This window comes from Nitrosomonas eutropha (assembly GCF_900116685.1).
Taxonomy (GTDB): Bacteria; Pseudomonadota; Gammaproteobacteria; order Burkholderiales; family Nitrosomonadaceae; genus Nitrosomonas; species Nitrosomonas eutropha_A.
In genome coordinates this window covers 44,027-68,050 of the sequence record NZ_FPBL01000002.1, presented here as the reverse complement: position 1 = coordinate 68,050, position 24,024 = coordinate 44,027, and the positions used below count along the sequence as shown (strand labels likewise).

The following is a 24,024-nucleotide window of genomic DNA, read 5'->3' as shown; positions in this document are numbered from 1 at the left end:
CAGGAATTATAAAAATGAGTGCTGCATTACAGAATTTGGTGAATCAGCCATATAAGCACGGCTTCGTCACGAATATAGAATCCGATATTGCGCCTAAAGGGCTCAATGAGGATATCATCCGGTTGATTTCTTCCAAGAAAAATGAACCTGAATGGCTGCTTACATTCAGATTGGAGGCTTATCGGAGGTGGCTCAACATGGTCGAGCCTGTCTGGCAAAATGTTAAATATCCCAAAATTGATTTCCAGAATATCAGCTATTATTCGGCGCCCAAGCCAAAGAAAAAACTTGCCAGTATGGATGAGGTTGATCCTGAGCTGTTGCGTACATTTGAGAAGCTAGGTATCCCCATGCATGAACGGGCGGCGTTGGCAGGAGTTGCTGTTGACGTTATTTTTGACAGCGTATCGGTCGCAACAACCTATAAGGAAAAACTGGCTGAGGTTGGTATTATTTTCTGTTCAATTTCGGAGGCCGTTCAGCGGTATCCCGAGTTGATCAGGCAGTACCTGGGTACAGTTGTGCCGCCGGGTGATAACTACTATGCAGCCCTGAATTCTGCTGTATTTACGGACGGTTCTTTCTGTTTTATTCCAAAAGGGGTTAAATGCCCTATGGATTTATCTACCTACTTCCGTATCAACACGGAAGAATCCGGGCAATTTGAACGTACGCTGATTGTTGCAGAGGAGGGCGCGTCCGTTTCCTATCTGGAAGGATGTACTGCTCCGCGTTTTGATACTAATCAACTTCATGCGGCCGTAGTTGAACTGATCGCTTTGGATGATGCAGATATCAAGTACTCAACCGTACAGAACTGGTACGCCGGAGATGAGAATGGCATCGGGGGCATTTATAATTTTGTTACCAAGCGTGGACTGGCCAAGGGCAGGAATTCACGTATTTCCTGGACGCAGGTGGAAACTGGTTCAGCTATTACCTGGAAATATCCTTCGTGTATCCTGCGTGGAGAAAACTCTGTCGGAGAGTTCTATTCTGTTGCAGTGACCAATCATCATCAACAGGCTGATACCGGCACCAAAATGATTCATATCGGTCCGAATACGCGCAGCACTATTGTGAGCAAGGGAATTTCGGCAGGCCAATCTAACAGCAGCTATCGCGGTCTGGTGAGAATTACCCCGACAGCACGGAATGCTCGCAACTATTCACAATGTGATTCGATGTTGATTGGCAGCCAATGCGGGGCTCATACTTTCCCTTATATTCAGGTACAAAATAATAGTGCACAAGTTGAACATGAAGCCTCAACTTCCAAAATTGGAGAAGATCAGCTATTTTATTTTGCACAACGTGGTATCGACGCGGAAGAAGCAGTCTCAATGATTATCAATGGTTTTTGTAAAGAGGTTTTTCAGCAATTACCTCTGGAATTTGCAGTCGAGGCTACTAAATTACTCAGCTTCAAACTGGAAGGGAGTGTCGGATGATAAATGCAAACAGCAAGATTCTGCTTGAAGTTCATGATTTACATGCAACAGTTAGCGGGACCGAGATTCTCAAAGGAGTAGATATCACAGTAAGAAGTGGTGAGATCCATGCCATTATGGGATTAAATGGCTCGGGAAAGAGTACCTTTGCCAAGGTGCTGGCCGGGCATCCAAGTTATGAAGTTACTCGGGGAACACTGTTGTTTGATGGTCAGGATCTGTCAGCATTGGCACCAGAAGAGCGTGCGCGTGCCGGGATATTTCTCGCTTTTCAATATCCGGTGGAAATACCGGGCGTTGCTAATAACCAGTTTCTACGGTTGGCTTATAACACTGTTCAGGGGCAGCGTGGTGAGGAAGAGCTGGATCCTCTTGAATTCGATGATTTCGTGCGAGAGAAAATGAAACTGCTCAAGATGAACCCGGATTTTCTTGATCGTAGCGTCAATGAAGGGTTCTCGGGAGGTGAAAAGAAACGCAACGAAATATTGCAGATGGCTTTACTTGAACCTCGCCTTGCTTTGCTGGATGAAACGGATTCAGGATTGGATATTGATGCGCTCAGGATAGTTGCAAATGGGGTTAACCAGTTATCCAATAAAGATAATGCCCTGATTCTGGTGACACATTATCAGCGTTTACTGGATTATATTGCTCCTGATTATGTGCATGTAATGGAGGCAGGGCGTATCATCAGAACAAGTGGTAAAGAACTCGCACTGGCTCTGGAAACACATGGCTATGACTGGATTCATACAGATGAACAAGTTACCGAGACACGGCCATGAGCACCGTTATCTGGGATGATTATCTTGAGAAATTAATTGACTCTTGGAAGAAAGAAGACTCGCCTTCTTTTACTACATCTTATCTGAATCGGCTTCGGGCAAATGCGTTAAGTCGTATCGAGTCACTCAGGTTGCCTACGATCCGTGATGAGGAATGGCGCTTCACTGATATTTCTTCACTCAGGAATACACTGTTTTCGAGAGCTTCAATAGTTTCATTACCAAGCTTGGATAGTCAGAAAAGTACTTTTCTGGATGAGCCTGCCTGCAGACTGGTATTTGTTGATGGTCAGTATATACCGAGGTTGTCCAGCCTGACAGATGATGACTCTGTCACTGTTTGCGGTTTATCCGAATTGACTGGTGTATGTGCTTCCAAAACGGAACAGTTTCTCGGCCAGCTTGCTGATTTTCAGGATGACGTATTTGTGGCACTGAATACTGCTCTCATGCATGATGGTATTTGTATTGTTATACCGGCCAATGTTTCCACAATGGTACCTGTTCATATTTTATATATGACTTCCGGAAAAGAAGTGGCTGCCTATCCGCGCTGTCTGCTTGTTGCGGAACCTGGAGCTGAAGTAACAATTGTCGAAGAATATGTGGCGTTGCAGGAAGGCGCATCCCTGACAAATGCAGTAACAGAAATATACGTCGGAGAATCAGCTCGTGTGAATCATATCCGTGTACAACGCGAAGATTTGCAGGCGTTTCATATTGCTAATAACGCTACGTTTGTTGCAAAGGCAGCACATTATGATTCGGTCAGTCTCGCGCTTGGCGCGCGTATTTCGCGTTTTGACCAGAAAATTACGCTAGCAGGTGAGGGCGCTGAGTGTCAGATAGATGGATTAGCGCTAATAGCTGGTCGTCAGCTCGCAGATACACATACTTTTATTGATCATGCTAGTCCACATGGCAGGAGTAGACAGCTTCACAAATGCATTGTGGATGAGAGAGCGCATGGTGTCTTTAGTGGAGAAATTATGGTTCGTCCGCATTCACAACAGACAGATGCCCGGCAGTTGAATCATAATTTGTTGCTGTCAGAGAAAGCGCGTATGGATACCAAACCTCAGCTTGAGATATTTGCCGATGATGTTAAATGTGCGCATGGTGCCACGGTGGGCCAGCTTGACAAGGAATCCCTTTTTTATCTGCAAAGCAGGGGATTTGCAGAAGAAGTAGCGCGCAATTTGCTGACATACGCATTCGGAGGCGAAATTATTAACCGCGTTATAGTGGCTTCACTCAGACAACGACTTGAAGAATATATTCTTGCAAGCACACGAATTAGCTAAATCATGAAAATTGTTGACACATTAGTGACTTCATCTGCACAGCAAACAACTGTATCTGGAATAGGACGATTTCGTGCAGATTTCCCGATTCTTGATATCAAGGTAGATGACAAACCGCTGGTTTATCTTGACAACGCTGCTTCCAGCCAAATGCCGCAGGCAGTCATTAATTGCCTGGTCCGTTACCAGAAAACCCAGCATGCAAATATTCATCGTGCAGTACATTATTTATCCAACCTGGCTACGCAGGAATATGAAGCGGCACGGTGCAAACTACAAAATTTTATCGGTGCACATGAAGATAGAGAGGTGATATTCACCAGTGGCACAACTGATAGTATCAATCTGGTAATGCATGGGTATGGACGCAAGTTTATTCAGAGTGGCGATGAAATTATCTTGTCCGAGCTCGAACATCATTCCAATATTGTGCCTTGGCAGATGTTGGCCGAGGAAAGAGGTGCGCATATCCGGGTAGCCCCAATTAATGATGCGGGTGAGCTTCTGGTGGAGGAATATGAAAAACTTTTTAATTCCAGGACCCGGTTTGTAGCTTTATCACATGTTTCCAATGCGCTTGGCAGCATCAATCCGATCAAACGCATGATTGCCATAGCACATCAGCATGATGTTCCTGTTTTGATTGATGGTGCCCAGGCAGCACCTCATTTAAAAATAGATGTGCAGGACCTAGATTGTGATTTTTATGCTTTTTCGGCACATAAAATGTGCGGTCCCACCGGGGTTGGTATTTTGTACGGAAAGGCGCATCTGCTTGAATCCATGCAGCCATTCAAGGGGGGAGGGGACATGATTGTCTCGGTTTCCTTCGAAAAAACAACATATAACGAGATACCATACAAATTCGAGGCAGGTACTCCCCCTATTGCGGCGGCCATAGGTTTTGGTGCGGCAATTGATTATCTGGAGCAGATCGGCCTTGATGCTATTGCTGATTATGAACATGAGTTGCTGCTTTACGCTTCCGAGCAAATTAGAGTGATCCCGGGCGTGAAAATCATAGGTGATTGCCCGGATAAGGTTGCGGTAATATCGTTTGTTATTGATGGTATTCATCCACATGATGTTGGTACTTTGCTGAACCAGGAAGGTATAGCTGTGCGTACAGGTCATCATTGTGCACAACCGATCATGCAGCGTTTTAATGTGGCGGCAACGTCGCGTGCCTCATTTTCTTTTTATAATACTAAAAAAGAGATCGATGCTCTGGTGGCAGGTATTCGATCTGTACAAAAGGTTTTTGCGCAATGAGTCTGAAATCAATTTATCAGGAAGTTATTCTTGATCATAATCGCAAGCCGCGTAACTATGGTTCTCTTGACCATCCTACCCACCATGCGACAGGACATAATCCGCTGTGCGGCGATCGTATTGATCTGGATGTCAATATGCTGGATGGACGTATTGAAGAAATTGTATTTCAGGGTGAATCCTGCGCAATTTGCAAGGCTTCCTCTTCAATGATGACCAGTGCCGTCAAGGGAAAATCTCGTCAGGAAGCAGAGGCTCTAATTCAGGAATTTCGGGATATGCTGGTAAGTAGAGAAAACAAGGATTTTGATCATCTTGGTCGGCTCAAGGTGCTTGCAGGGGTACGTGATTTACCAACCAGAGTCAAGTGTGCGATTTTGCCGTGGCATACCCTGCATGCTGCCATGAATTCAACAGGAGATGCCACAACTGAAGCAGATGGTCACTTAAACAAGCCCGTAGCAAATAATTACTGATATATAGCCATGCCGAAGATTGCAGAAATTGAGGGGACTCCAAATCCTAATGCATTGAAGTTTATCCTGAAGGAGCCACTGACTTGGGGAGTTACCAAATCTTACAATAATGCCGAGCAGGCGACTGATGATCCGCTTGCTGCCGCATTGTTTGATATTGATCATGTTATCAATGTCTTTTATGTGGATCGTTGGATCACGATTACACAGGATGGAGGTGCAGACTGGCAGGATCTGGCGCGAGAGGTGGCAGATCCAATTCGGGCTGCACCGGCTGCGACGGATCAATCAGCCACTGTGGTTGCTGCTGCTAGCGAGGCGCTGGCAAATCTTAGTGAAGAGGATCAGCAACGATTGGAGCGAATCAATATTTTACTGGAAGAAGAGGTGCGACCCTATTTGCAACATGATGGTGGTGATCTTCATGTGCTGGCTTTGGAAGGCAGTGTTCTGCGTATTCATTATCAGGGGGCGTGTGGAACCTGTCCCAGTTCGATTTCCGGAACATTGCGTGGAATTGAGCAGCTTCTGAGAACGATTGAGCCAGATATTCGGGTAGTGTCTAGCTAATTTGCTTTACGTAAACTGGCAAAAGAACACGCATCGTAATAGGTTTGCTTAATAGTTTTACTAGCACCATAACACGGTGCTCGCTGTCCGCCATTTGATAAATAGCCTCTCAATACCTGCAAATGAGCCTTTAGTCAGGCGTACTCGTTCTCCTGCTTTGTACAGCTGTTCGGGTCTAATCAGAGTATTGTCAACTCTGGCTGGATCTGCTTCAAAACATACCAGCCGATTAACACCTTTGGTTGAGTGAATCGACGCCCAACTCTTGGCTGAATTACCCTGTCTCAGCTGTATAAACAAGTAACTTGCAATAGATGTGGATTTTCCCTATTTTTGCAGTTTCTATATTTAATAGTCTGGATAATCTGGTTACAGCTTTCTAGGGGTGCTGCAGTTGAAATGGCTCTTTATAAAAGAACTTTCAACCCTGCTGTAGCAAGCACAATTGCTAAAGCGAATCGGATCCATCGTCCTGTAATCCTGCTGGCAAGCTTGCTTCCTGCAATGACCGCCGGTATTGAACCTGCTAACAGGCTAATGAGCATCTCTCCGTCCACCATACCTGCGAATAAATAGCCCAAGCCAGCAATAATCGCTAGTGGTATAGCGTGTACAATTTCTGTAGCAACTAGGCGATGTGGAGTTATACGTAGCGGATACAGGTACAGAAGTATTACGCTTCCCAAGACTCCGGCACCTACTGATGTCAGTGCAACGCATACTCCAAGAATTGCGCCTGCGAAAATTGTTAGCACTGCTTGCATTGTCTTAAATCGTTCCGGCTGTCCAATCTGCTTTCTTTTGGCAAAAGCGATCAACTTAGGAGCTACCAGTAATCCGATAGCTGTAACCAGCACTACTATACCGATACCCTTTGTAAGCCAGTCCACCTTTACGATATGTGTCCCCATGCTTATCAGTAGTACGGTCAGTGAAGCCATTGGAAGACTGCCTACCCACAAACGCTTGACTACCTGCCAATCCACATTGCCATTGGTATGATGTATCCGTGCACCAGCTATTTTGGTGATGGCAGCAAACCATAAATCGGTAGCGACAGCGGTTGTTGGCGATATTCCGAAAAACAGTAGCAAGATGGGTGTCATCAGAGCGCCGCCACCAACACCAGTCAATCCGATAATAAAGCCAGTGAAGGTGCCGGCCGCCGTATAGGACCAGTCAATCATACAAAAATATCCTTACACTGGTTGTGTGCTACTGTGAAAGTAGTGTTCCGGGGATCTAGCTTGTTATGCCGGGATTGGAGCTTAATTAGGTATGGAGCAGAACTGATATTTCTTTTTGTAACTGGCTTTGTCAAGGCAATACATTCAAATTGTTTCATATTTGTTCAGTTGCCGTCCGGGATTGATAATATTTATCCGGAGAGTTGCTGATAATAAATTTCGCGTGCACAAAAGGATGGCAGTTTATCGTGATTTTGTTTTTATGATGAAATTTTCTTTCCAGATTGCTGGTTGATACAACAAATCAAATGCAGAGGACATCTGATCGTTTTCGAATAGAGTGAGAGGGTGTGTTCTTCAAATACAGATGCTGGTCGATGGCCTTACTCGTCATCCACAAATATAAAATATACGGATATTAAATCCAATTATAACGGAGACCGCCAGCCTTCAGAAGCATCACGATTAGTTATCGTGCGATAAGGAAAAGGGATGGATACTATTCAGATAGCTGCAGGTGGCTGCGAAATTCAAGATGGTAAATCTGAGGCAGCCAACCAAACAGCGGATTCTAGCCGCAACCAGGTTTGTTTCAGAGATTACTGAGCTCCGCATTAAGTGCCTTGATGTTACGTTCGTGTGAAGCTGCCTGGTTACGCAGTTGGAGGATATCAAAATAATTTGACGTGAAGTACGGGTGACTTGGTAAATAATTTTCCGTTTTCCGAAGAGTCAGATCAATTGTTTTCAGAGCATCTTCCAGCAACCTGGTTTCATTAGCGAGTTCCTGAGAAAGAATTCTCCGACGTTTGGTATCTCGCTGATCCTGCTGCAGTTTGCTGACTCTAGGGTAATTTCCGGCAACAACATTTATTTGGTGGGAGGAAATCGTTGATCTGGATTTTTCGGATTGAATTTTTATGGAACTTTTGGTTACATTATTAGTAAAGACGGTGCGTCCATGCTCATCCACTAACTTGTGGATACCGGAAGCCATACAAACAATGGAAAATCCGAGTGATATGACCCCAGCCAGTATGATCTTGCAGTAAGTTTGTTTCATGGATACCACCCCGATTTCTAAAATAGATGAGTTTGAACCGAACCCTCGCATTTAACGAATTAGAGAAATACGAGGTTTTATCCGGTAAAAATTAGATTTTAAGTCGGATGGTGTTGTTGGTGATCTGTGAATAAGCGTTGATTAATACCGTCTTTTTACAGGCTGTAGTACAGGGCAAACTCAACGGGATGTGTAGTGGTACGTAATAATGTTGCCTCTTCCGATTTAAGCTTGATAAAGGCGTCAATCATATCGTTGGAAAATACATTGCCACGTGTCAAAAATTCACGATCCTGATCCAGGCTTTCCAGAGCCTCTTCCAGTGATGCGCAGGTATTGGGTACCATCGATGCTTCTTCCGGGGGCAGATCATACAAATTCTTATCCATTGGGTCGCCTGGGTGGATTTTATTTTGTATGCCATCCAATCCTGCCATCAGCAGAGCGGTAAAAGCGAGGTAAGGATTGGCACTGGGATCGGGGAAGCGTATTTCGATACGACGTTGTTTTGGGCTGCTGGCATAGGGGATACGCACAGCGGCTGACCGGTTGCTGGAAGAATAGGCAATATTGACAGGAGCTTCAAAGCCGGCAACCAGCCTTTTATACGAATTGGTGCCTGGATTGGCAAAAGCATTCAGTGCTTTGGCATGTCGGATAATGCCCCCGATGTAATACAGTGCGGTTTCGGACATGCCAGCATAACCGTTTCCTGCAAACAGGTTTTTACCATCCTTCCAGATGGATTGATGGACGTGCATACCCGAACCATTGTCACCAACAATCGGCTTGGGCATGAATGTTGCTGTTTTCCCGTAGGAAACAGCAATATTGTGAATAACGTATTTCATCAGCTGATTCCAGTCGGCGCGTTTCACCAGGCTGTTGAAGCGAGTACCAATTTCACATTGCCCGGCATTGGCAACTTCGTGGTGATGAACTTCCACAGGGATTCCCAGTTCATCAAGCACCATACACATGGCTGAGCGAATGTCGTGCAGAGAATCTACTGGAGGCACCGGCATATATCCGCCTTTGACTGCGGGACGATAACCATTATTACTGCCTTCATAGCGTTTTTTGGAGCTCCAGGAAGCTTCTTCCGATTCAATCTTGACAAAGCACCCGGACATGTCGGTGTGCCAGCGTACCGAGTCAAAAATAAAAAATTCCAGTTCCGGGCCAAAGTAGGCAACATCACCAATGCCGGTGGATTTCAGATAAGTCTCTCCCCGTCTGGCCAGTGATCGCGGGTCGCGATTGTATCCCTGCCCATCAGCAGGATCAATCACATCGCAGGTCAGCAGCAATGTGGTTTCTTCCATGAAAGGATCCAGTGAAGCAGTTTCCGGATCAGGTATAAGCAACATATCGGATGCGTGAATATTTTTCCAGCCGGCAATTGAGGATCCATCGAATGGATGACCATCCTCGAATTTATCGGCATCCAAGACATGTGCGGGAACTGTGACATGATGTTCCTTGCCGTTGGTATCGGTGAAGCGCAGATCAATGAACTTGACTTCATGGTCCTGAATCATCTTTAAAACATCAGCTGCCACAGTTTTTTCTCCAGAAAAATAACATTTACTTGTGAAACGGTTTGTAAGATACGTTGGCCGGTATTGTACCGTTGGGCAGGCATCGAATAAATAGGCCAATCATTTTATTTCAGATAGAAAACTATGGCTTATCTGTGTTTTGGATAGAAATCCGGAAACAATCACACCGATTGCATCCAGAAACACGGGTTCATCAAAATATTGGGATGGGCCGTGGGATCTTTCGCATTGTCTGCAAGAGTCTATCCATATCATCCGGTAGCGAAGATTTCCAGCGCATGATCTGTCCACTGTTAGGATGCGTCAGTTCAAGCTGTCGGGCATGCAACGCTTGTCTTGGCAGGTGTGCGATCGCATCAGCTGTTGGTGGATCAGATGAAATTTTGCCATACACCGGATCTCCCGCCAGCGGATGGCCAATAGACATAAGATGAACGCGAATCTGGTGCGTACGTCCGGTTTCCAGACTGCATTGCAGCAATGTGCAGGCAACAAATCTTTCCAGAATCCGATAATACGTGCGGGCAGGTTTGCCATTTTGTACTACGGCCATGCGGGTGCGATGCACAGGGTGTCGGCCAATGGGTGCGTCTACCAGGCCATCTTTCTCAATTATGCCCAGCACGAGCGCGAAATAGTGACGTTTGACGGTACGCTGCTGTAATTGCCTGACCAGATCAAGTTGTGCCTCGATTGTCTTAGCAACAACCAGCAGGCCGGTAGTGTTTTTGTCCAGCCGGTGAACGATACCGGCACGGGGCACCTGGCTTAGTTGTGGAGCATGGTTAAGCAAAGCATTTAATAATGTTCCGTGCCAGTTACCGTTTCCTGGATGGACGACCAGGCTAGCGGGTTTGTCGATGACAATCAAATGATCATCTTCGTAGATAATGCTGAGTGGAATCGCCTCAGCCTGATGGCTTTGATCACTTTCAACCAGGCCGGCTATGACGTGGATTGTTTCTCCCCCCCATATTTTTTGTCTGGTTGATCCCGCCGAGCCATCCACACTGACACGGTTTTCTCCTATCCATCGCTGTAACCGGCTGCGCGACCATTGAGGAAGCAACTGAGCCAGTGCCTGATCCAGCCGCAATCCTGCAAGGTTGCTTGGCGCGATCAATTCGATAATATCTTCATTTTTCTGGCCGCTGGCTGTGGATGAATCGGGCTTTGCGCTATAATCGCGTCCATCTTGCCCGTTACTGAGATTATTCATTATGTTGCGACAATTTTTGGCAGCGTGGTTGATGGTATTGCTGGCCGCATGTGGCATCCTGTCCGAGAAAACGGTTGATAACAGCCAGTGGTCTGCGAGTAAATTTTATATAGAAGCAAAAAATGAGCTTAACGAGGGTAATTATTCAGCTGCAGTCAAATTATTCGAAGCACTAGAAGCCCGTTATCCCTACGGACGGTTTGCTCAACAGGCACAGCTTGAAATAGCTTACGCTTACTACAAGGATCAGGAACAGGCTTCAGCTATTGCAGCGGCAGACCGGTTTATCCAGCTCTACCCACATCATCATAATATTGATTACGCTTATTATATCAAGGGACTCGCCAGCTTTAACGATGATCAGGGCCTATTGGGGTATATAACCACCAAAATTATTAAACAGGATCTGAGTGAACGGGATGCAAAGGCTTCAAGAGAATCATTTGAAGATTTCAAGCTGCTGGTAACCCGCTATCCAGATAGCAAATATACGCCTGATGCACTGCAGCGTATGGCTTATCTGGTCAATGCGCTGGCAAGAGGTGAAATTCATGTTGCCCGGTATTATATGAAACGGAAAGCTTACATAGCAGCTATCAGGCGGGCGCAGTTTGTACTGGAAGAATATCCGCAAACGCCTGCGACGGAAGAAGCGCTGTACATCATGGCAAGTGCCTACAACGAGTTGGGCATGATCGATTTGCGCGAGGATACAGAGAAAGTCATCAAAAAAAATTTTCCGGAAAGTGCTTATCTCACAGACTCCGGTTCACTGGTAGCAAAACCCTGGTGGAGAATCTGGTAGTAAATTAAATTTTTTCTGCATTAGGAGAGTGTGCCAATTTCGTTCATCCAGGATTTTGGCGTAAAATGCAGCCCCGCCCTGGTAGCTCAGGGGATAGAGCAACCCCCTCCTAAGGGGTAGGTCGGACGTTCGATTCGTCTCCAGGGCGCCAACAACTTACCAATCAGTTAACAGACCCCATCCGGATTACCGGAATCCACGGATCTGTTGTAGTTAATAGTGTGTTTCTATCTCAATACAAATCCATGTGGTTTAAAAATTTACAGATTTACCGTCTTACCGATGAAGTGATCATTCCTGACGAGCTTAAAGAGCGGCTGGCAAAGCAAACATTGCAGGGCTGCTTAGGACTGGAAGCACAGAGCAAAGGCTGGGTTTCCCCGGGAGCTGAGGAAGCTGATCTGGTCTACAGCTACGGGCAGCAGATGCTGATCTCGCTGGGGATCGAGAAAAAGCTGTTACCTGTATCAGTTGTCAATCAACTTGCCAAAGTTCGTGCGCAGGAAATGGAATCGCACCAAGGATACCCGCCTAGCCGCAAACAGATGAAAGATATCAAGGAAGCAGCTTATCGTGAGCTGTTGTCGCGGGCGTTTGCCGTTCAGCAACGGAATCACGCTTGGATTGATCCGGTTGGCGGCTGGTTTGTTGTTGAAGGGGCAAGTGCTGCCAAGGCGGACACTTTGATTGAGGCATTTATCAAATCAACCGGCTGTGGCCTGCAACGAATCAGCACGACTATGGCTCCGGTATCGGCCATGACGGCATGGTTGTCAGGGGATGACCCACCTTCCATTTTCTCAATTGATAGTGATAGTATTTTTCGCAGCCGAGAAGATAAGAAGGTTTCAGTGAGTTATGTGCAGCAATCACCCGATCCACAAGAAATTACCCGACATGTTCAAACCGGCAAGGAAGTTATCAGATTGGCGATGACCTGGCGAGACAAAATTTCTTTTATTCTGGATGAAAATCTACAGTTAAAACGACTGACTTTACTTGATATCGACCGTGAGCCGGCAGAAACGGCCGAAGAGCAATTCAGCAGTGACTTTTTTCTGATGACAGGTGAATTACGGCAGCTGCTGCCCGAATTGATGGATGCATTAGGGGGAATGGCAAATGAGTAAGCTGCTTGCAATGGCGGGAAAGAGGAGAGACCACTGCAGACAGTTTAGAGGTAATCGGATTATCAGAATGTAGCGTTATGGCTGCGTAGTATCGGATTTCTCCTGTCCATGTTCGTATTGTTCTTTCTGACCTTTCTGACGCTTTTCCTGCCATTGTGTATGTCAGCGCTGTTTCATTTCCTGTAACTTGGTATATTGCTCGGGCGTCAGGATAGCTTTCAGCTGGGATCGTGTTTCTTCATGTAATGCTTTGAACTTCTCCCCATTCTGTTTGAAAAGTGTCTCAAGTTTGGATTTCTGATCATCGGTCAGTGATAGCACTTTATCCATTCGCCCTATTCTTTTTGCTTGATAGTGATCATGATCTCCTTTGCATTCTCCCGGATTGGCAACTGCTGTCAGAGGCAATGTCAAGGCGAAAATAATAGCGATAAGGTTTGCATTCATGATAAATCCTCCAGATTGGTTCTTTAAAAAAGAGCGGAATGCTCGTTGCTCTTGATGACAACTATAATCTGTCAGTTATGTAAATAAATTGCAGAGAATGTGTAAAAACTGTGGAAATTAACAAAATATAAGCCTGGTTTTGAAATTTCAACTCGGATATTTCTTGTAAACTACTTGCTATTGAACTGGAAAGTATTGTAACCATTTGTTTTAATTGAGGAGAAAGCCTATGATTTTCTGGCGCGTCAAATCGCTAGACTCCATTATGGCCACAGCCAAAAAAAAATGCCTACATCGTTCCCTGGGTGTATGGCAGCTCACCTTGTTGGGAATTGGTGCGATCATAGGAACCGGTATTTTTGTATTAACGGCTGAAGCTGCCCAGAAAGCTGGCCCTGGCATGATGATCTCTTTTATTATTGCCGGTTTTGTTTGTGCGGTAGCTGCACTATGCTATTCCGAACTTTCTTCAATGGTACCGGTATCCGGATCTGCCTATACCTATTCCTATGCTGTGCTGGGTGAATTAATCGCGTGGATGGTTGGCTGGGCATTAATACTGGAATATTCTGTTGCTGCCGGAGCAGTTGCGGTAGGCTGGTCAGGTTATTTTGTCGGATTACTGAATAATTCATTATTGGGAATAGAAATACCCTTCGTACTGGCAAATGGTCCTTATGCTGGAGGCATCATCAATCTGCCTGCGGTTGTTATTTGCCTCCTGGTAACTGGGTTATTAATTATTGGTACGCGGGAAAGCGCTACATTCAATGCAGTACTGGTTGCAGTCAAAATTGTTGCCTTGATAGCCTTTACCATCCTAGCATTACCGGTTATCAATATGGATCACTTCCATCCCTTTTTACCATTAGGTACATCAGGTGTTGTAGCTGCTGCGGCTTCTATTTTTTTTGCTTATGTCGGCTTTGATGCTGTTTCAACCGCAGCAGAAGAGACCAAAGATCCGCAACGCAGCTTGCCAATCGCACTGGTAGGTTCATTACTGATTTGTACGTTATTCTACCTGCTGATAGCAGTTGCGGTAGTTGGAGCAGCAGGTGCACAACCATTGATCAATGCAGCGGGAGAAGGCTTTATACCTGGTTCCATAGAAATGGCAGAACAGTGCAAACTGCTTGCTGCACAAGGACAGCAACCAGTGGTTTGCTCGCAAGAAGCACTGGCGCATGTATTGCGCGAAATCGGATGGGTAAAAGTTGGAAACCTGATTGGTCTGGCTGCTTTTCTGGCGCTCCCTTCAGTTGTCCTGATGATGCTATTTGGGCAAACACGTATTTTCTTCGTTATGTCACGCGATGGCTTGCTACCGGATGGATTAAGTAAAATTCATCCGCGCTTCAAAACACCCTATATTGTGACACTGGTCACCGGATCTTTCGTTACCGTGTCGGCAGCTTTCCTGCCGGTAGGGAAGTTGGCAAATATCTCCAACTCCGGAACATTATTTGCTTTTCTGATAGTGGCACTCTCTGTCATGATTCTTAGAATCAAGGATAAAAACCGCACAAGACCTTTCAAAACGCCCGCAATCTGGTTGATGGGGCCGCTTGCTATCGGCGGTTGCATAATACTTTTTTTGTTTCTGCCAACAGATGCTCAACTGGTATTTCCGATCTGGACAGGGATTGGACTGATTTTTTATTTTCTGTATGGCTATCGCAGAAGTCATGTTCTGCTGGGTATAGATACCCCTTCCGGAGGTGAAAATCTGATCGAACCTATTCGCTCTCTGGTGGATTGTGATGAAAAGAATAGAGTAGGGGATAAATAGTTTCTTGTATCAAACCCTGACTAATCCTTATTTATCCGGTTCTATTGCCTGCAGATCATAACGATAACCAACGCCGTAAACCGAACAAATTATTTCCTTGTCCGGTATCAGCTCTATAAGTTTTTTTCTCAGTTTCTTGATGTGGCTATCTATCGTTCTATCTGAAACGATGCGTTGATCCGGATAGATCCGGTTCATCAATTATTCGCGTGAAAAAATGCGCCCAGGCTGCTATGGTAATTGGTACCTGGCTAAAATTGCGAATATCGCGGCAGATTTCAAGGCCATCCCGACTTGGCACCATCAAATCCAGCAGTATCAGATCCACCGGGTTTTCCTTTAGCCAGGGAATAACTGCCGGCTCTTGATCAAGGTGATGTGTCCGGAATCCAGCACAGATAACAGAATCATGGCTGCAGCAATCCGGAAAAACAGATTGGCCTGCTGCTCCATAAAATAAATATCGCTGGCCTGACTGACTGGATTGCCCGGCAGCAACCCGAAAAACCCTACCGTTTGATATTCATTCTGGATCGGGTGTGGATCCAGTTGAGGCAATAGTGCTTCCTGTCCGAATAAAACTGATTCATCCGCATCCAGCAGCATTACCCGTAATCCGAAAGGTATCCATTTTCTTCCGGCTTCTTCAGGAGTGGCCGGTGGCCACCAACTGTTCAGGTTCGCGGCGGGATTGTTCGACGACCCATTTTGGTGGGTGGTGGCGGTGCGGATCAGCGTGCTACAGTAACGCCATCCAATCCCGCTTGCTTTTTATTAAATTATCCCAACCATGATGATCAGCGTAGTATTCCTCCAACACATCGATGATTTTATCCAGTCGTTCCTGCTGTCTTTTTTCGATGAACTCGGTAAATCCTTTCTCCAAGGACCAGCGAGTGAAAAAATGCATCCTCATAACTACCAGCAGAGTAGTGAGTAGAAAAGCCAGAAATAATTTAACTCTGATTGACATGGAATGGCGCAGTGGTCGGAGTATCTGGCTATGCGCTTGCTGCTGCAAATTCCAGAATCTGTTTATCACGCCCGATTCCGGCAACGGCAGTGGTTACCCCATTTCTCTGATAACGCACCAAACAGTCACGAGCAGCAATATCACCATCGATTTCAATCGTATCCCATGATTGGGCATGGCCAGCATAATTGATAGTCAGGTCGTAATGCACGCTCCAGAAAAATGGTACGTCCTGAAATTTTTTGTTGGCCCCCAGCAGATTTTCAGCAACTACTTGTCCTTGTCGCTCTGCCACCACCCAATGTTCGATACGCAACGCCTGCCTACTTGCTTCATCACGCCAGCGGGCCACATCACCTGCAGCATAAATTCCCGGCACACTGGTTTGCAGATATTCGTCCACCAGAATACCTTTATTCACATTGAGTCCGGCTGATTCAGCCAGTGCAGTACGTGGTCGTACTCCCACGCCAAGTATGACGAGATCAGCAGTCAGCTTGTCGCCATTACTTAATGTCACTGATTCGGATTCAATATTCGTCAGGGATGTCTCCATATGAAATGTCACGCCGTGTGCTTCATGCAGGCTGCGGATGAAATTACCCAGCTTGGAACCCAGTACGTTTTGCAATGGACTCTGATCGAGCGACACGACATGCACAGCAAGCCCACGTGTGTGCAAAGCAGCGGCCACTTCCAGGCCAATGAATCCTGAACCAAGCACTACGGCTGTCCTGGCATTTTTTGCATGTTCAATGATGCGGCGGCTATCGGAGAAAGAACGCAGGGTAAATACATGTGCGCTGTCCTGACCGGGAATGGGTAGCCGGACGGGCTCAGCTCCGGTGGCCAGTACGAGACGATCGAATAAAATACTGCGATCATCTTTTGTAGTTATCCGATGATTAGCAGTATCGATATGCTGCACTACGGTACCGAGTTGCAGATCAATATGATTGTCTTTATAGAAGTCATCAGGGCGCAAAGGCATCCATTTTTCAGGCGCCGTACCGGCCAGATAATCTTTGGATAAATTGGGACGGTCACAAGGGGCGTCGGTATCCTCACTTAGCATAGTAAGGTGCCCCTGATAGCCGCGTCGACGCAACATTTCGGCACAGGCAAATCCTGCTGCGCCACCTCCCACAATGACAATATTTTTGGGTCGATCAGTTACTGCTATCAGTAGTTCTGGTTGTGCTGCAGGAGAGATTCTATTATGGACAAAAACACGTTCCCCATCGCGCTCGACTTTCCAGCAAAGCAGTGGATCAAAAGCAGGTGCACCCAGTGCCTCACCACTACGTAGTGAAAAACAAGCGTGATGCCAAGGGCAACGTATTGTTTCACCGACAACCAGGCCTTCTTCCAAGGGGCCACCGTAATGCGTGCAATGAGCGCCAATTGCCATGATCTCATTACCAGTACGCACCAGTACTATAGGTTCATCACCCACCTGTCCGCGCAATAGCTGTTGATCACCAAAATCAGCCAGGGTAATCCCTTTGGTCAGATCGAACCCCGTGTTTTCTGTTGTATCTGAAGACATCACAATCCTCCTTTCAAAAGTGTGGATGTAAAACAATCCGTACAAGTATGGCACATGAGACTGGAGCAGGTAAAAAGGCAGATTAGAAAGAATCGAAGAACAGGGCTGAGTATTATTGGCAATTTGAGATTTCAGACCCTGGCTCTTTGCTGGTAGACAGTAGTTTTAAAGAAAGAGGATTAGTAACTATTTCTTTCACACACTCGCCCAGGTTGCCAAACCAGTATAATTAATGCTTTTTTAATTTCTCAAGAGGAATTCCGATGCATACCGGTACTACCCTTACCCAGTTCATCATTGAAGATCAGCGCCACATTGCAGGCGCAAGTGGCGATTTCACTGCATTGCTGAACGATATCGTGACCGCCATCAAGACCATTTCCAACGCGGTGAACAAAGGCGCGCTGATTGGTGTCATGGGGGCGCTGGATACGGAAAATATCCAGGGTGAAACACAAAAGAAGCTGGATGTGATCACCAATGAAATCATGATTCACCATAATGAATGGGCCGGTCATCTGGCAGGTATGGCCTCGGAAGAAATGGATGATGTTTATTCGATCCCGAACCGGTATCCGCTTGGCAAGTATCTGCTGGTGTTCGATCCACTGGATGGTTCCAGTAACGTCGATCTCAATATTTCGGTCGGAACCATTTTCTCTATTCTGCGTGCTCCGGTGCCCGGGCAGGCTGCCAGCATGGAAGGTTTTTTACAGCCTGGCACTAAGCAAGTCTGTGCCGGCTATGCCTTGTATGGTTCTTCCACCATGCTGGTGCTGACTACCGGCCATGGCGTCAATGGTTTTACACTGGATCGCGATATTGGTGAATTTGTGCTGACTCATCCGAATATGAAAATTCCCGCTGATACCAGGGAATTTGCCATCAATGCATCCAATCAGCGTTTCTGGGAAGCACCAGTGCAGCGTTATGTATCGGAATGTCTGGCTGGCAGTACCGGGCCGCGCGGCCGTGATTTCAATATGCGCTGGGTGGCTTCAATGGTGGCGGAGGTGCATCGTATTCTTACCCGTGGTGGTATTTTTATGTATCCGCGTGATAACAAGGATCCTTCCAAACCCGGTAGATTGCGCCTAATGTATGAAGCCAATCCGATGAGCTTCATTGTTGAGCAAGCTGGCGGAATATCCTCAACCGGGTATGAGCGTATTCTGGATATTGTTCCGCAGGATTTACATCAGCGCGTGCCAGTAATTCTGGGCTCAAAGAATGAGGTTGAGGTAGTATTGGGGTATCACAAAGCCTGATAACACCTGATCGCCCGGGGGAAAGTCTATATCTCGTCTTATCCCCGGTTGTGCGGTCGGGTGTAATCAATCTCCGGCCCTTTTGGGACAATCCTGGTTGGATTGATGGTTGAATGGCTGTAGTAATAATGAGTTTTAATATGTTCAAAATTTACGGTATTGGCAATACCCGGTATCTGATACAGCGCGCGCAGGTAATTGGATAAATTGGGATAATCCTCAATTCGCTGTTTGTTGAGTTTAAAATGGCTGTAATACACGCTGTCAAAGCGGATGAGGGTAGTGAATAATCGCCAGTCAGCTTCAGTTAGCTGATCTCCCGTGAGGTAACGGCATTTACCTAGTAGGCTATCAATTTTATCCAGCCTGGCGAAAACCTGATCGTAAGCCCTTTCATAAGCTGACTGCTCGGTGGCAAAACCGGCTCTGTAAACACCATTATTGAAATCCCGGTACACCACTTCATTAATTGCATCAATTTCATTACGTAATGCTTCAGGATAAAAATCCAGATCGTTGCCGGTAAGTGCGCCAAATGCGTTGTTAAACATGCGGATGATTTCAGACGATTCATTACTGACGATCGTGTTACGTTGCTTATCCCACAATACCGGTACAGTAACCCGACCGGTGTAATCCGGTTTGACGTGAGTGTAGAGCTGGTGCAGGTATTGAATATTTGGCACGGGATTATCCCGGGAGATTTCACTGAATGTCCACCCATGTTCCAGCATTTTTGGGTCAACGATGGTAACGCCGATATGTTTCTCCAGATCTTTTAAGTGGCGGAAAATAAGGGTGCGGTGCGCCCAGGGACAGGCCAGTGATACGAATAAATGGTAGCGTCCCGATTCAGCAGCAAAACCGCCGTTTCCGGATGAGCCAGGTTGTCCATCTGCCGTGACCCAGTTGCGATATTGAGCATTCTCACGCACAAATTCTCCATTTTCAGAGGTATACCACTGGTCACGCCATGTGCCATCAATCAAAAGTCCCACAGATTATTTCTCCGGTTTATTAGGAAACATTGCTTGCAGAGTGTGATCAAGTGAGTACTTGCCTGCACCGTGCAGCAGGATACAAATGCTTATTACCATTAAAATAAGGGAGTATTCGTAACCACTATTTGTGATGAAAAAGCCATTTGTCCAATGTACAGCAACCATCGCCACCAGCATGATTAGTGCGGTTCCCAGCGCCGCCGGGCGAGTCAGCATACCCAGCAACAGTGCCAGGCCTCCAAAAAACTCGCCCGAACTGGCCAGCAACGCCATCAGATAACCCGGACTGAGGCCGATTGAATCCATCCATTGACCCGTGGCTTCCAGACCGTAACCACCAAACCAGCCAAATAGTTTCTGTGCACCACGTGCCATAAGCGTTCCACCTGTTGTTACACGCAACAGCAGTATTGCCAAATCAGTTTTATCATGTGTTTTCAAGATTGCTGAAATCTTCATTTGTGATCTCCTGTTAGTTGTCTTGCTATTAACTGTTTCGATGCATTGCAATGAACCTTTTGCCAAGTACTGGGAGTATTGCTATCGAGGCTGATATTTAGCGCAGTGATTCTAATGATAACGAGACAAATATTTTCAAGCGAATTGGCTATCAAGTGGTTGGTATGACTGCAATATGGCCTGTTTATCCATGCGTCCTCCGGAAGATGCTGAAACGATATTCGTTGTAGTATGGGTTTATGATCATTCTCAGTAGTAAGTTTGATTGAATGTTGAGAATTTTAGATTTAACACAATTTCAGCTGTTACTGAACGATTTTGCAGATTCCACGTCGTATACAGTAATTTTTTACGCAGATTTTTCTTAGAACCTGTTCAATATCTCACTGAAGGGCATATTACGGCGCTGAAATGGCACCGCATCCCTTGATCGAGACCTTGAACAGATTCTTAACCGTAAACCCTAACGGCCAATTTTATTTGGCCTCCCTTCGAGCCTGTACGGAATTTCCGTACAGGCCTTTTTCAGGCTGTACCCTACCGGGCACAGCCACTGATTGCGCTGCTATTCACAGTGAGGGACATTTACCATGGTGTTCCTGCGGGTCTTATTTTGTGTCACACAACCTGAATTTCCTGCTTCATGTTGCGAGTCATGCGTAGTACATAGAACAATTCACTTTTATCCCAGGGGGTGAAGCGTGGCAGCTGAAATAGGTCGCTATTCTGCCGGGCAGCTCCCCATGCTGTTGAGACGGCGGCTTCAAACCCGGCTTCTTTAACCATTTTTACGTGTGCAGGCAGATAGTCTTTTCCCGGCTTGCCATTTGGGTAGGCAAACAGGCGTACTGGCGCACCAATGATTGCTTCAAGCCTTGTCTTGCCTTCCGTTATTTCCATATGAGCAGTCGCATCATCAATGCTCGCAAGTATCGGATGGGTGACGGTGTGGCCGCCTATTTCCATTCCTGCATCGTGTAACCGTTTGACTTGTGCCGAAGTCATCATAAGATTGTCTGGCAGTTCAGCAGAAATAATGGTGTTTAGTTTTTCTACCTGAGAAGCCCTTGTTTCATGAGGCAGATATTTCAGCTTATCTATCAAAAAAATTAAAGCTTTCCGTCTTTGTTCAAGCGTGGTAATTACATGAATACCCAGATTGATTGAACTCAGGTCAAGTTTATCTCCTTTGGCAAGGCGCACTGACTCAATGACGGTATCGTTCCACATTCTTCCACCATCAAGAAAACCAGAAGCAACGAAAAAAGTGGCAGGTGCCCCATATTGTTGGAGAAGAGGAAGTGCTATTTCAGCATTATCCGCATAGCCGTCGTCAAATGTGATGCAGGCGGCACGACCGGGTAAAGTGCCGCTGCGCACCCTGTTTACTGCTTCGGATAAGGGCAGAACATTAAAATTCTTAATCAGGTAGCTCAGGCCTGTTTCAAACTCTTTTATCCCGCTGCTGCCAAGCAGAAGATCAGGCTCGGGTAAAACACGATGATGAATAACAATAGATAACTTTGCATTCTTGCCAGCAGGTGAAAACAGGGAGGGCAGTATTTTCATTGGAAACGTATTTGTGTTTTGATCCAATCTCTTGATAAGGGATCTCGAAATAAGCAAGGATACGGGTAATTCTGCTGTATGGGATCAGTGTCAGCAGTCATTTTTCATGCCATTTAAGAGATTTACAATATCTCGGGAGTCATTACTGCTCGCAGGATAATACTTTCTCGCTCATCTTTTTGCTTGCAACTGAACCACCAGACAGAACCCTTTCGTACACTAAAACCCGTTTCATCTCTCTTTAACAGGAGAGAGGCTATTTTTCCCAGCGTTGGTTGGTGTCCCACTACCAGTACAGTACCTTCTGCCTCCGGCCAGGCAATTGCGTTAAGCACTTTGTACGGAGTAGCGCCCGTTCCTACTTGATCGCTGGTTTCAAAACGGGTAGTCAGTGCCGAAACGGTTTGCTGGGTGCGTTTGGCCGGGCTGACTATGATGCGCGTATCTGGTGGCAATTTAGATTCCAGCCATCCAGCCATTTTTTGTGCCTGTTGCAAACCTTTTTCAGTTAATTCACGTGCTGCATCGGGAATACGATCTTCTGCTTCAGCGTGGCGCCATAAAATCAGATCCAAGATTACACTCCTTTATGAATGAACCAGCTCGTGTATTGTGTTGATTGAAATGATGTAGAGCCGACAGTATTGCCGTTATTTAATTGTGCTCAGGTAATTTTTTCAAAAAGTGTACCGGTGAGTGCGGTAAACCCCATGGCAAGCGCCCCCCAGAAAACCACACGCGCAGCACCTTTCAATATATTTGCTCTTCCAAGATAAGCAGCCAGTGTACCCAGGGCAGTCAGAGAAAGAAGAGAGGTGGCTGTCACAACAGGGATAATCTGTGATGCAGGAGCAACGATGGTTGCCAGGAGCGGCATGGATGCCCCGAGAGTAAACATGCCTGCCGAGGTGAGAGCGGCGTGAACAGGTTTTGCATTGATGTGCTCATGCAGGCCCAATTCATCTCTGAGGTGAGCGCCCAGTGCATCATGTGCCATCAGCTGTTTGGCCACCTCCTTAGCCAGCCTGGGCTCAACGCCTCTTCCGATGTAAATATCTGTCAGCTCCTGGATCTCATAATTGATATCCCGGATAAGATGATACTGTTCAAGTGCGATATCCGCTTTTTCTGTGTCTGCCTGGGAGCTTACAGAAACGTATTCTCCTGCAGCCATAGACATGGCTCCAGCAACGAGACCTGCTACACCTGCCAGCAGAATATCCTCAGCACCTGCATGCGCGGATGCCACACCAATGATCAGGCTAGCTGTGGAAACGATACCATCATTAGCGCCCAGTACCGCTGCCCGTAGCCAGCCGGTTCGATGCGAGTAGTGATTATTGTCATACGTCATGGCTATCTGTTTTGATGATCTGAAAATTCATGTTTCCTTCAGAATATTTTTTAGCCAGCGGGAGATATCAGCCAGCTCCTGATCACATACAGCATGCGCCATGGGATATTCATGCCAGTCAACAGAGTAATGGTAATCGCGCAGCAACTGTAGCGAAGATCTGGCTAATTTAACAGGGACGATAGGATCATAACTGCCATGGGCCATAAATATGGGAGTTGCCTGATTGGCTGCATGTGCCTCCTGCCTGATCTCGTGAGCAAGGGGAAGATATCCTGACAGAACCATAATGCCAGCCAGCTGGTCAGGGTGACGCAATCCTGTTTGTAGAGCCATGGCAGCACCCTGCGAAAATCCAGCCAGGATGATGCGATTGGATGGGATACCTCTCTGGTTTTCGTGTTCAATCAGTGCTACGATTGCGCGCTGTGATCTGTGTAACCCGGCTTTATCTTCCTGTTTAATAAAATCAGCATGTTGGATGTCATACCACGCTCTCATTGTATAGTTCCCATTGATGGTGACAGGTTGCAGAGGAGCATGGGGGAATAAAAAACGGATGGGGATTGCTGGCAAGTCGAGTGTTTGTACAACGGGTACAAAATCATTGCCATCGGCTCCTAATCCGTGCATCCACAAGACGGTATATAAGGGATTCGGTCCGGTTACAATATCGATTGCGGAAAGCTGAAGTGGGCTGTCAGACATAGGCTACGGAAAATTGATGTGGTTGGCCAGTAGCGATAAGTTTATCGGGTTCAATATTATCATTGATGAGGGATCGT

The 24,024-nt window shown here is 46.3% G+C and carries 26 protein-coding genes and 1 tRNA gene; 11 read left to right on the top strand and 16 right to left on the bottom strand.

Annotation, left to right across the window (positions count from 1 at the left end):
* The first annotated feature begins 14 nt into the window (after window positions 1-14).
* From sufB to BM331_RS02975, 6 genes are read left to right on the top strand one after another with little or no spacing between them, the layout of a single operon-like run.
* A complete protein-coding gene (gene sufB, locus BM331_RS03000; protein WP_074926948.1) occupies window positions 15-1,451 on the top strand; it encodes a Fe-S cluster assembly protein SufB in 1,437 nt (478 codons plus the stop codon).
* The gene (gene sufC, locus BM331_RS02995) at window positions 1,448-2,239 is read left to right on the top strand and encodes a Fe-S cluster assembly ATPase SufC (protein ID WP_074926946.1); all 792 of its coding nucleotides are present in this window, start codon (window positions 1,448-1,450) and stop codon (window positions 2,237-2,239) included. The genes sufB and sufC overlap by 4 nt, the downstream gene beginning before the upstream one ends.
* Entirely contained in the window at window positions 2,236-3,543 is a 1,308-nt protein-coding gene (gene sufD, locus BM331_RS02990) for a Fe-S cluster assembly protein SufD (RefSeq protein WP_074926943.1), read from the top strand. Before sufC ends, sufD begins: the two co-directional genes overlap by 4 nt.
* Before the next feature lie 3 nt (window positions 3,544-3,546).
* Window positions 3,547-4,815: a cysteine desulfurase gene (locus BM331_RS02985; protein ID WP_074926941.1), complete on the top strand. Its 1,269-nt coding sequence runs from the start codon at window positions 3,547-3,549 to the stop codon at window positions 4,813-4,815.
* Window positions 4,812-5,291, top strand: coding sequence for a Fe-S cluster assembly sulfur transfer protein SufU (gene sufU / locus BM331_RS02980; protein ID WP_074926939.1), 480 nt, complete (start codon window positions 4,812-4,814; stop codon window positions 5,289-5,291). The genes BM331_RS02985 and sufU overlap by 4 nt, the downstream gene beginning before the upstream one ends.
* A gap of 9 nt (window positions 5,292-5,300) precedes the next feature.
* Window positions 5,301-5,861, top strand: coding sequence for a NifU family protein (locus BM331_RS02975; protein ID WP_074926938.1), 561 nt, complete (start codon window positions 5,301-5,303; stop codon window positions 5,859-5,861).
* Window positions 5,862-6,268: 407 nt separating this feature from the next.
* On the opposite strand, the gene BM331_RS02970 is transcribed toward BM331_RS02975, so the two are convergent.
* The 4 genes from BM331_RS02970 to rluD form a co-directional block, all read right to left on the bottom strand.
* A complete protein-coding gene (locus BM331_RS02970; RefSeq protein ID WP_074926936.1) occupies window positions 6,269-7,048 on the bottom strand; it encodes a sulfite exporter TauE/SafE family protein in 780 nt (259 codons plus the stop codon).
* A 592-nt stretch (window positions 7,049-7,640) separates the two neighbouring features.
* On the bottom strand, window positions 7,641-8,111 hold the full coding sequence (locus BM331_RS02965) for a hypothetical protein (protein WP_074927437.1): 471 nt from the start codon (window positions 8,109-8,111) through the stop codon (window positions 7,641-7,643).
* 155 nt (window positions 8,112-8,266) lie between these two features.
* Window positions 8,267-9,652 carry a type I glutamate--ammonia ligase gene (gene glnA / locus BM331_RS02960; protein WP_074926934.1) on the bottom strand — a complete coding sequence of 462 codons (1,386 nt, stop codon included), beginning with the start codon at window positions 9,650-9,652 and terminating at the stop codon, window positions 8,267-8,269.
* Window positions 9,653-9,866: 214 nt separating this feature from the next.
* Window positions 9,867-10,892 (bottom strand): 23S rRNA pseudouridine(1911/1915/1917) synthase RluD, encoded by a 1,026-nt coding sequence (gene rluD / locus BM331_RS02955; RefSeq protein WP_083414665.1) that lies wholly within the window; start codon window positions 10,890-10,892, stop codon window positions 9,867-9,869.
* Window position 10,893: 1 nt separating this feature from the next.
* On the opposite strand from rluD, the gene BM331_RS02950 reads away from it, so the two are divergent.
* The 3 genes from BM331_RS02950 (at window position 10,894) to BM331_RS02940 (ending at window position 12,827) form a co-directional block, all read left to right on the top strand.
* Window positions 10,894-11,697, top strand: coding sequence for an outer membrane protein assembly factor BamD (locus tag BM331_RS02950; protein ID WP_074926932.1), 804 nt, complete (start codon window positions 10,894-10,896; stop codon window positions 11,695-11,697).
* A 75-nt stretch (window positions 11,698-11,772) separates the two neighbouring features.
* Window positions 11,773-11,848, top strand: a tRNA-Arg gene (locus tag BM331_RS02945).
* Window positions 11,849-11,942: 94 nt separating this feature from the next.
* The gene (locus BM331_RS02940) at window positions 11,943-12,827 is read left to right on the top strand and encodes a recombination-associated protein RdgC (RefSeq protein ID WP_074927433.1); all 885 of its coding nucleotides are present in this window, start codon (window positions 11,943-11,945) and stop codon (window positions 12,825-12,827) included.
* A gap of 162 nt (window positions 12,828-12,989) precedes the next feature.
* Here the strand turns inward: BM331_RS02940 and BM331_RS02935 are convergent, their stop codons facing one another.
* Window positions 12,990-13,274 (bottom strand): hypothetical protein, encoded by a 285-nt coding sequence (locus BM331_RS02935; protein WP_074926931.1) that lies wholly within the window; start codon window positions 13,272-13,274, stop codon window positions 12,990-12,992.
* A 229-nt stretch (window positions 13,275-13,503) separates the two neighbouring features.
* Here BM331_RS02935 and BM331_RS02930 point away from each other — a divergent pair, with 229 nt between their 5' ends.
* Window positions 13,504-15,066, top strand: a complete 1,563-nt coding sequence (locus tag BM331_RS02930) for an amino acid permease (protein WP_074926929.1) — start codon at window positions 13,504-13,506, stop codon at window positions 15,064-15,066.
* Window positions 15,067-15,093: 27 nt separating this feature from the next.
* On the opposite strand, the gene BM331_RS11980 is transcribed toward BM331_RS02930, so the two are convergent.
* The 5 genes from BM331_RS11980 to BM331_RS02905 form a co-directional block, all read right to left on the bottom strand.
* Complete coding sequence (locus BM331_RS11980; protein ID WP_218154541.1) at window positions 15,094-15,264, bottom strand: winged helix-turn-helix domain-containing protein; 171 nt, start codon at window positions 15,262-15,264, stop codon at window positions 15,094-15,096.
* Window positions 15,224-15,418, bottom strand: coding sequence for a response regulator (locus BM331_RS12345; RefSeq protein ID WP_371265331.1), 195 nt, complete (start codon window positions 15,416-15,418; stop codon window positions 15,224-15,226). Before BM331_RS12345 ends, BM331_RS11980 begins: the two co-directional genes overlap by 41 nt.
* A complete protein-coding gene (locus tag BM331_RS12130; RefSeq protein ID WP_074926927.1) occupies window positions 15,406-15,672 on the bottom strand; it encodes a hypothetical protein in 267 nt (88 codons plus the stop codon). The genes BM331_RS12345 and BM331_RS12130 overlap by 13 nt, the downstream gene beginning before the upstream one ends.
* 133 nt (window positions 15,673-15,805) lie before the next feature.
* A complete protein-coding gene (locus tag BM331_RS11795) occupies window positions 15,806-16,039 on the bottom strand; it encodes a hypothetical protein (protein WP_218154540.1) in 234 nt (77 codons plus the stop codon).
* A 28-nt stretch (window positions 16,040-16,067) separates the two neighbouring features.
* Window positions 16,068-17,588, bottom strand: coding sequence for an FAD-dependent oxidoreductase (locus BM331_RS02905; RefSeq protein ID WP_074926923.1), 1,521 nt, complete (start codon window positions 17,586-17,588; stop codon window positions 16,068-16,070).
* A 263-nt stretch (window positions 17,589-17,851) separates the two neighbouring features.
* Here BM331_RS02905 and BM331_RS02900 point away from each other — a divergent pair, with 263 nt between their 5' ends.
* On the top strand, window positions 17,852-18,856 hold the full coding sequence (locus tag BM331_RS02900) for a class 1 fructose-bisphosphatase (RefSeq protein ID WP_074926921.1): 1,005 nt from the start codon (window positions 17,852-17,854) through the stop codon (window positions 18,854-18,856).
* A gap of 38 nt (window positions 18,857-18,894) precedes the next feature.
* Here BM331_RS02900 and BM331_RS02895 read toward each other — a convergent pair whose 3' ends face one another.
* The 6 genes from BM331_RS02895 to BM331_RS02870 form a co-directional block, all read right to left on the bottom strand.
* Window positions 18,895-19,854, bottom strand: a complete 960-nt coding sequence (locus BM331_RS02895; protein WP_074926919.1) for a glutathione S-transferase family protein — start codon at window positions 19,852-19,854, stop codon at window positions 18,895-18,897.
* A 3-nt stretch (window positions 19,855-19,857) separates the two neighbouring features.
* Window positions 19,858-20,316, bottom strand: coding sequence for a DoxX family protein (locus BM331_RS02890; RefSeq protein ID WP_074926917.1), 459 nt, complete (start codon window positions 20,314-20,316; stop codon window positions 19,858-19,860).
* A gap of 618 nt (window positions 20,317-20,934) precedes the next feature.
* Window positions 20,935-21,885, bottom strand: coding sequence for a polysaccharide deacetylase family protein (locus BM331_RS02885; protein WP_074926915.1), 951 nt, complete (start codon window positions 21,883-21,885; stop codon window positions 20,935-20,937).
* A 122-nt stretch (window positions 21,886-22,007) separates the two neighbouring features.
* Entirely contained in the window at window positions 22,008-22,460 is a 453-nt protein-coding gene (locus BM331_RS02880) for a SixA phosphatase family protein (protein ID WP_074926913.1), read from the bottom strand.
* An 89-nt stretch (window positions 22,461-22,549) separates the two neighbouring features.
* Window positions 22,550-23,239, bottom strand: a complete 690-nt coding sequence (locus BM331_RS02875; RefSeq protein ID WP_074926911.1) for a VIT1/CCC1 transporter family protein — start codon at window positions 23,237-23,239, stop codon at window positions 22,550-22,552.
* 27 nt (window positions 23,240-23,266) lie between these two features.
* The gene (locus BM331_RS02870; RefSeq protein ID WP_074926909.1) at window positions 23,267-23,947 is read right to left on the bottom strand and encodes an alpha/beta hydrolase; all 681 of its coding nucleotides are present in this window, start codon (window positions 23,945-23,947) and stop codon (window positions 23,267-23,269) included.
* Window positions 23,948-24,024 lie beyond the last annotated feature (77 nt).

Coding starts and splice junctions, on each gene's coding strand:
- BM331_RS02940 (WP_074927433.1), top strand. CDS start 11,943: ATGTGGTTTAAAAATTTACAGATTTACCGTCTTACCGATGAAGTGATC.
- BM331_RS02890 (WP_074926917.1), bottom strand. CDS start 20,316: ATGAAGATTTCAGCAATCTTGAAAACACATGATAAAACTGATTTGGCA.
- rluD (WP_083414665.1), bottom strand. CDS start 10,892: ATGAATAATCTCAGTAACGGGCAAGATGGACGCGATTATAGCGCAAAG.
- sufU (WP_074926939.1), top strand. CDS start 4,812: ATGAGTCTGAAATCAATTTATCAGGAAGTTATTCTTGATCATAATCGC.
- BM331_RS02985 (WP_074926941.1), top strand. CDS start 3,547: ATGAAAATTGTTGACACATTAGTGACTTCATCTGCACAGCAAACAACT.
- BM331_RS11795 (WP_218154540.1), bottom strand. CDS start 16,039: ATGTCAATCAGAGTTAAATTATTTCTGGCTTTTCTACTCACTACTCTG.
- BM331_RS02900 (WP_074926921.1), top strand. CDS start 17,852: ATGCATACCGGTACTACCCTTACCCAGTTCATCATTGAAGATCAGCGC.
- BM331_RS02905 (WP_074926923.1), bottom strand. CDS start 17,588: ATGTCTTCAGATACAACAGAAAACACGGGGTTCGATCTGACCAAAGGG.
- BM331_RS02950 (WP_074926932.1), top strand. CDS start 10,894: ATGTTGCGACAATTTTTGGCAGCGTGGTTGATGGTATTGCTGGCCGCA.
- BM331_RS02875 (WP_074926911.1), bottom strand. CDS start 23,239: ATGACGTATGACAATAATCACTACTCGCATCGAACCGGCTGGCTACGG.
- BM331_RS02870 (WP_074926909.1), bottom strand. CDS start 23,947: ATGTCTGACAGCCCACTTCAGCTTTCCGCAATCGATATTGTAACCGGA.
- BM331_RS11980 (WP_218154541.1), bottom strand. CDS start 15,264: ATGAACCGGATCTATCCGGATCAACGCATCGTTTCAGATAGAACGATA.
- sufD (WP_074926943.1), top strand. CDS start 2,236: ATGAGCACCGTTATCTGGGATGATTATCTTGAGAAATTAATTGACTCT.
- BM331_RS12130 (WP_074926927.1), bottom strand. CDS start 15,672: ATGCTGCTGGATGCGGATGAATCAGTTTTATTCGGACAGGAAGCACTA.
- glnA (WP_074926934.1), bottom strand. CDS start 9,652: ATGATTCAGGACCATGAAGTCAAGTTCATTGATCTGCGCTTCACCGAT.
- sufC (WP_074926946.1), top strand. CDS start 1,448: ATGATAAATGCAAACAGCAAGATTCTGCTTGAAGTTCATGATTTACAT.
- BM331_RS02970 (WP_074926936.1), bottom strand. CDS start 7,048: ATGATTGACTGGTCCTATACGGCGGCCGGCACCTTCACTGGCTTTATT.
- BM331_RS02975 (WP_074926938.1), top strand. CDS start 5,301: ATGCCGAAGATTGCAGAAATTGAGGGGACTCCAAATCCTAATGCATTG.
- BM331_RS02885 (WP_074926915.1), bottom strand. CDS start 21,885: ATGAAAATACTGCCCTCCCTGTTTTCACCTGCTGGCAAGAATGCAAAG.
- BM331_RS02965 (WP_074927437.1), bottom strand. CDS start 8,111: ATGAAACAAACTTACTGCAAGATCATACTGGCTGGGGTCATATCACTC.
- BM331_RS02930 (WP_074926929.1), top strand. CDS start 13,504: ATGATTTTCTGGCGCGTCAAATCGCTAGACTCCATTATGGCCACAGCC.
- BM331_RS02935 (WP_074926931.1), bottom strand. CDS start 13,274: ATGAATGCAAACCTTATCGCTATTATTTTCGCCTTGACATTGCCTCTG.
- sufB (WP_074926948.1), top strand. CDS start 15: ATGAGTGCTGCATTACAGAATTTGGTGAATCAGCCATATAAGCACGGC.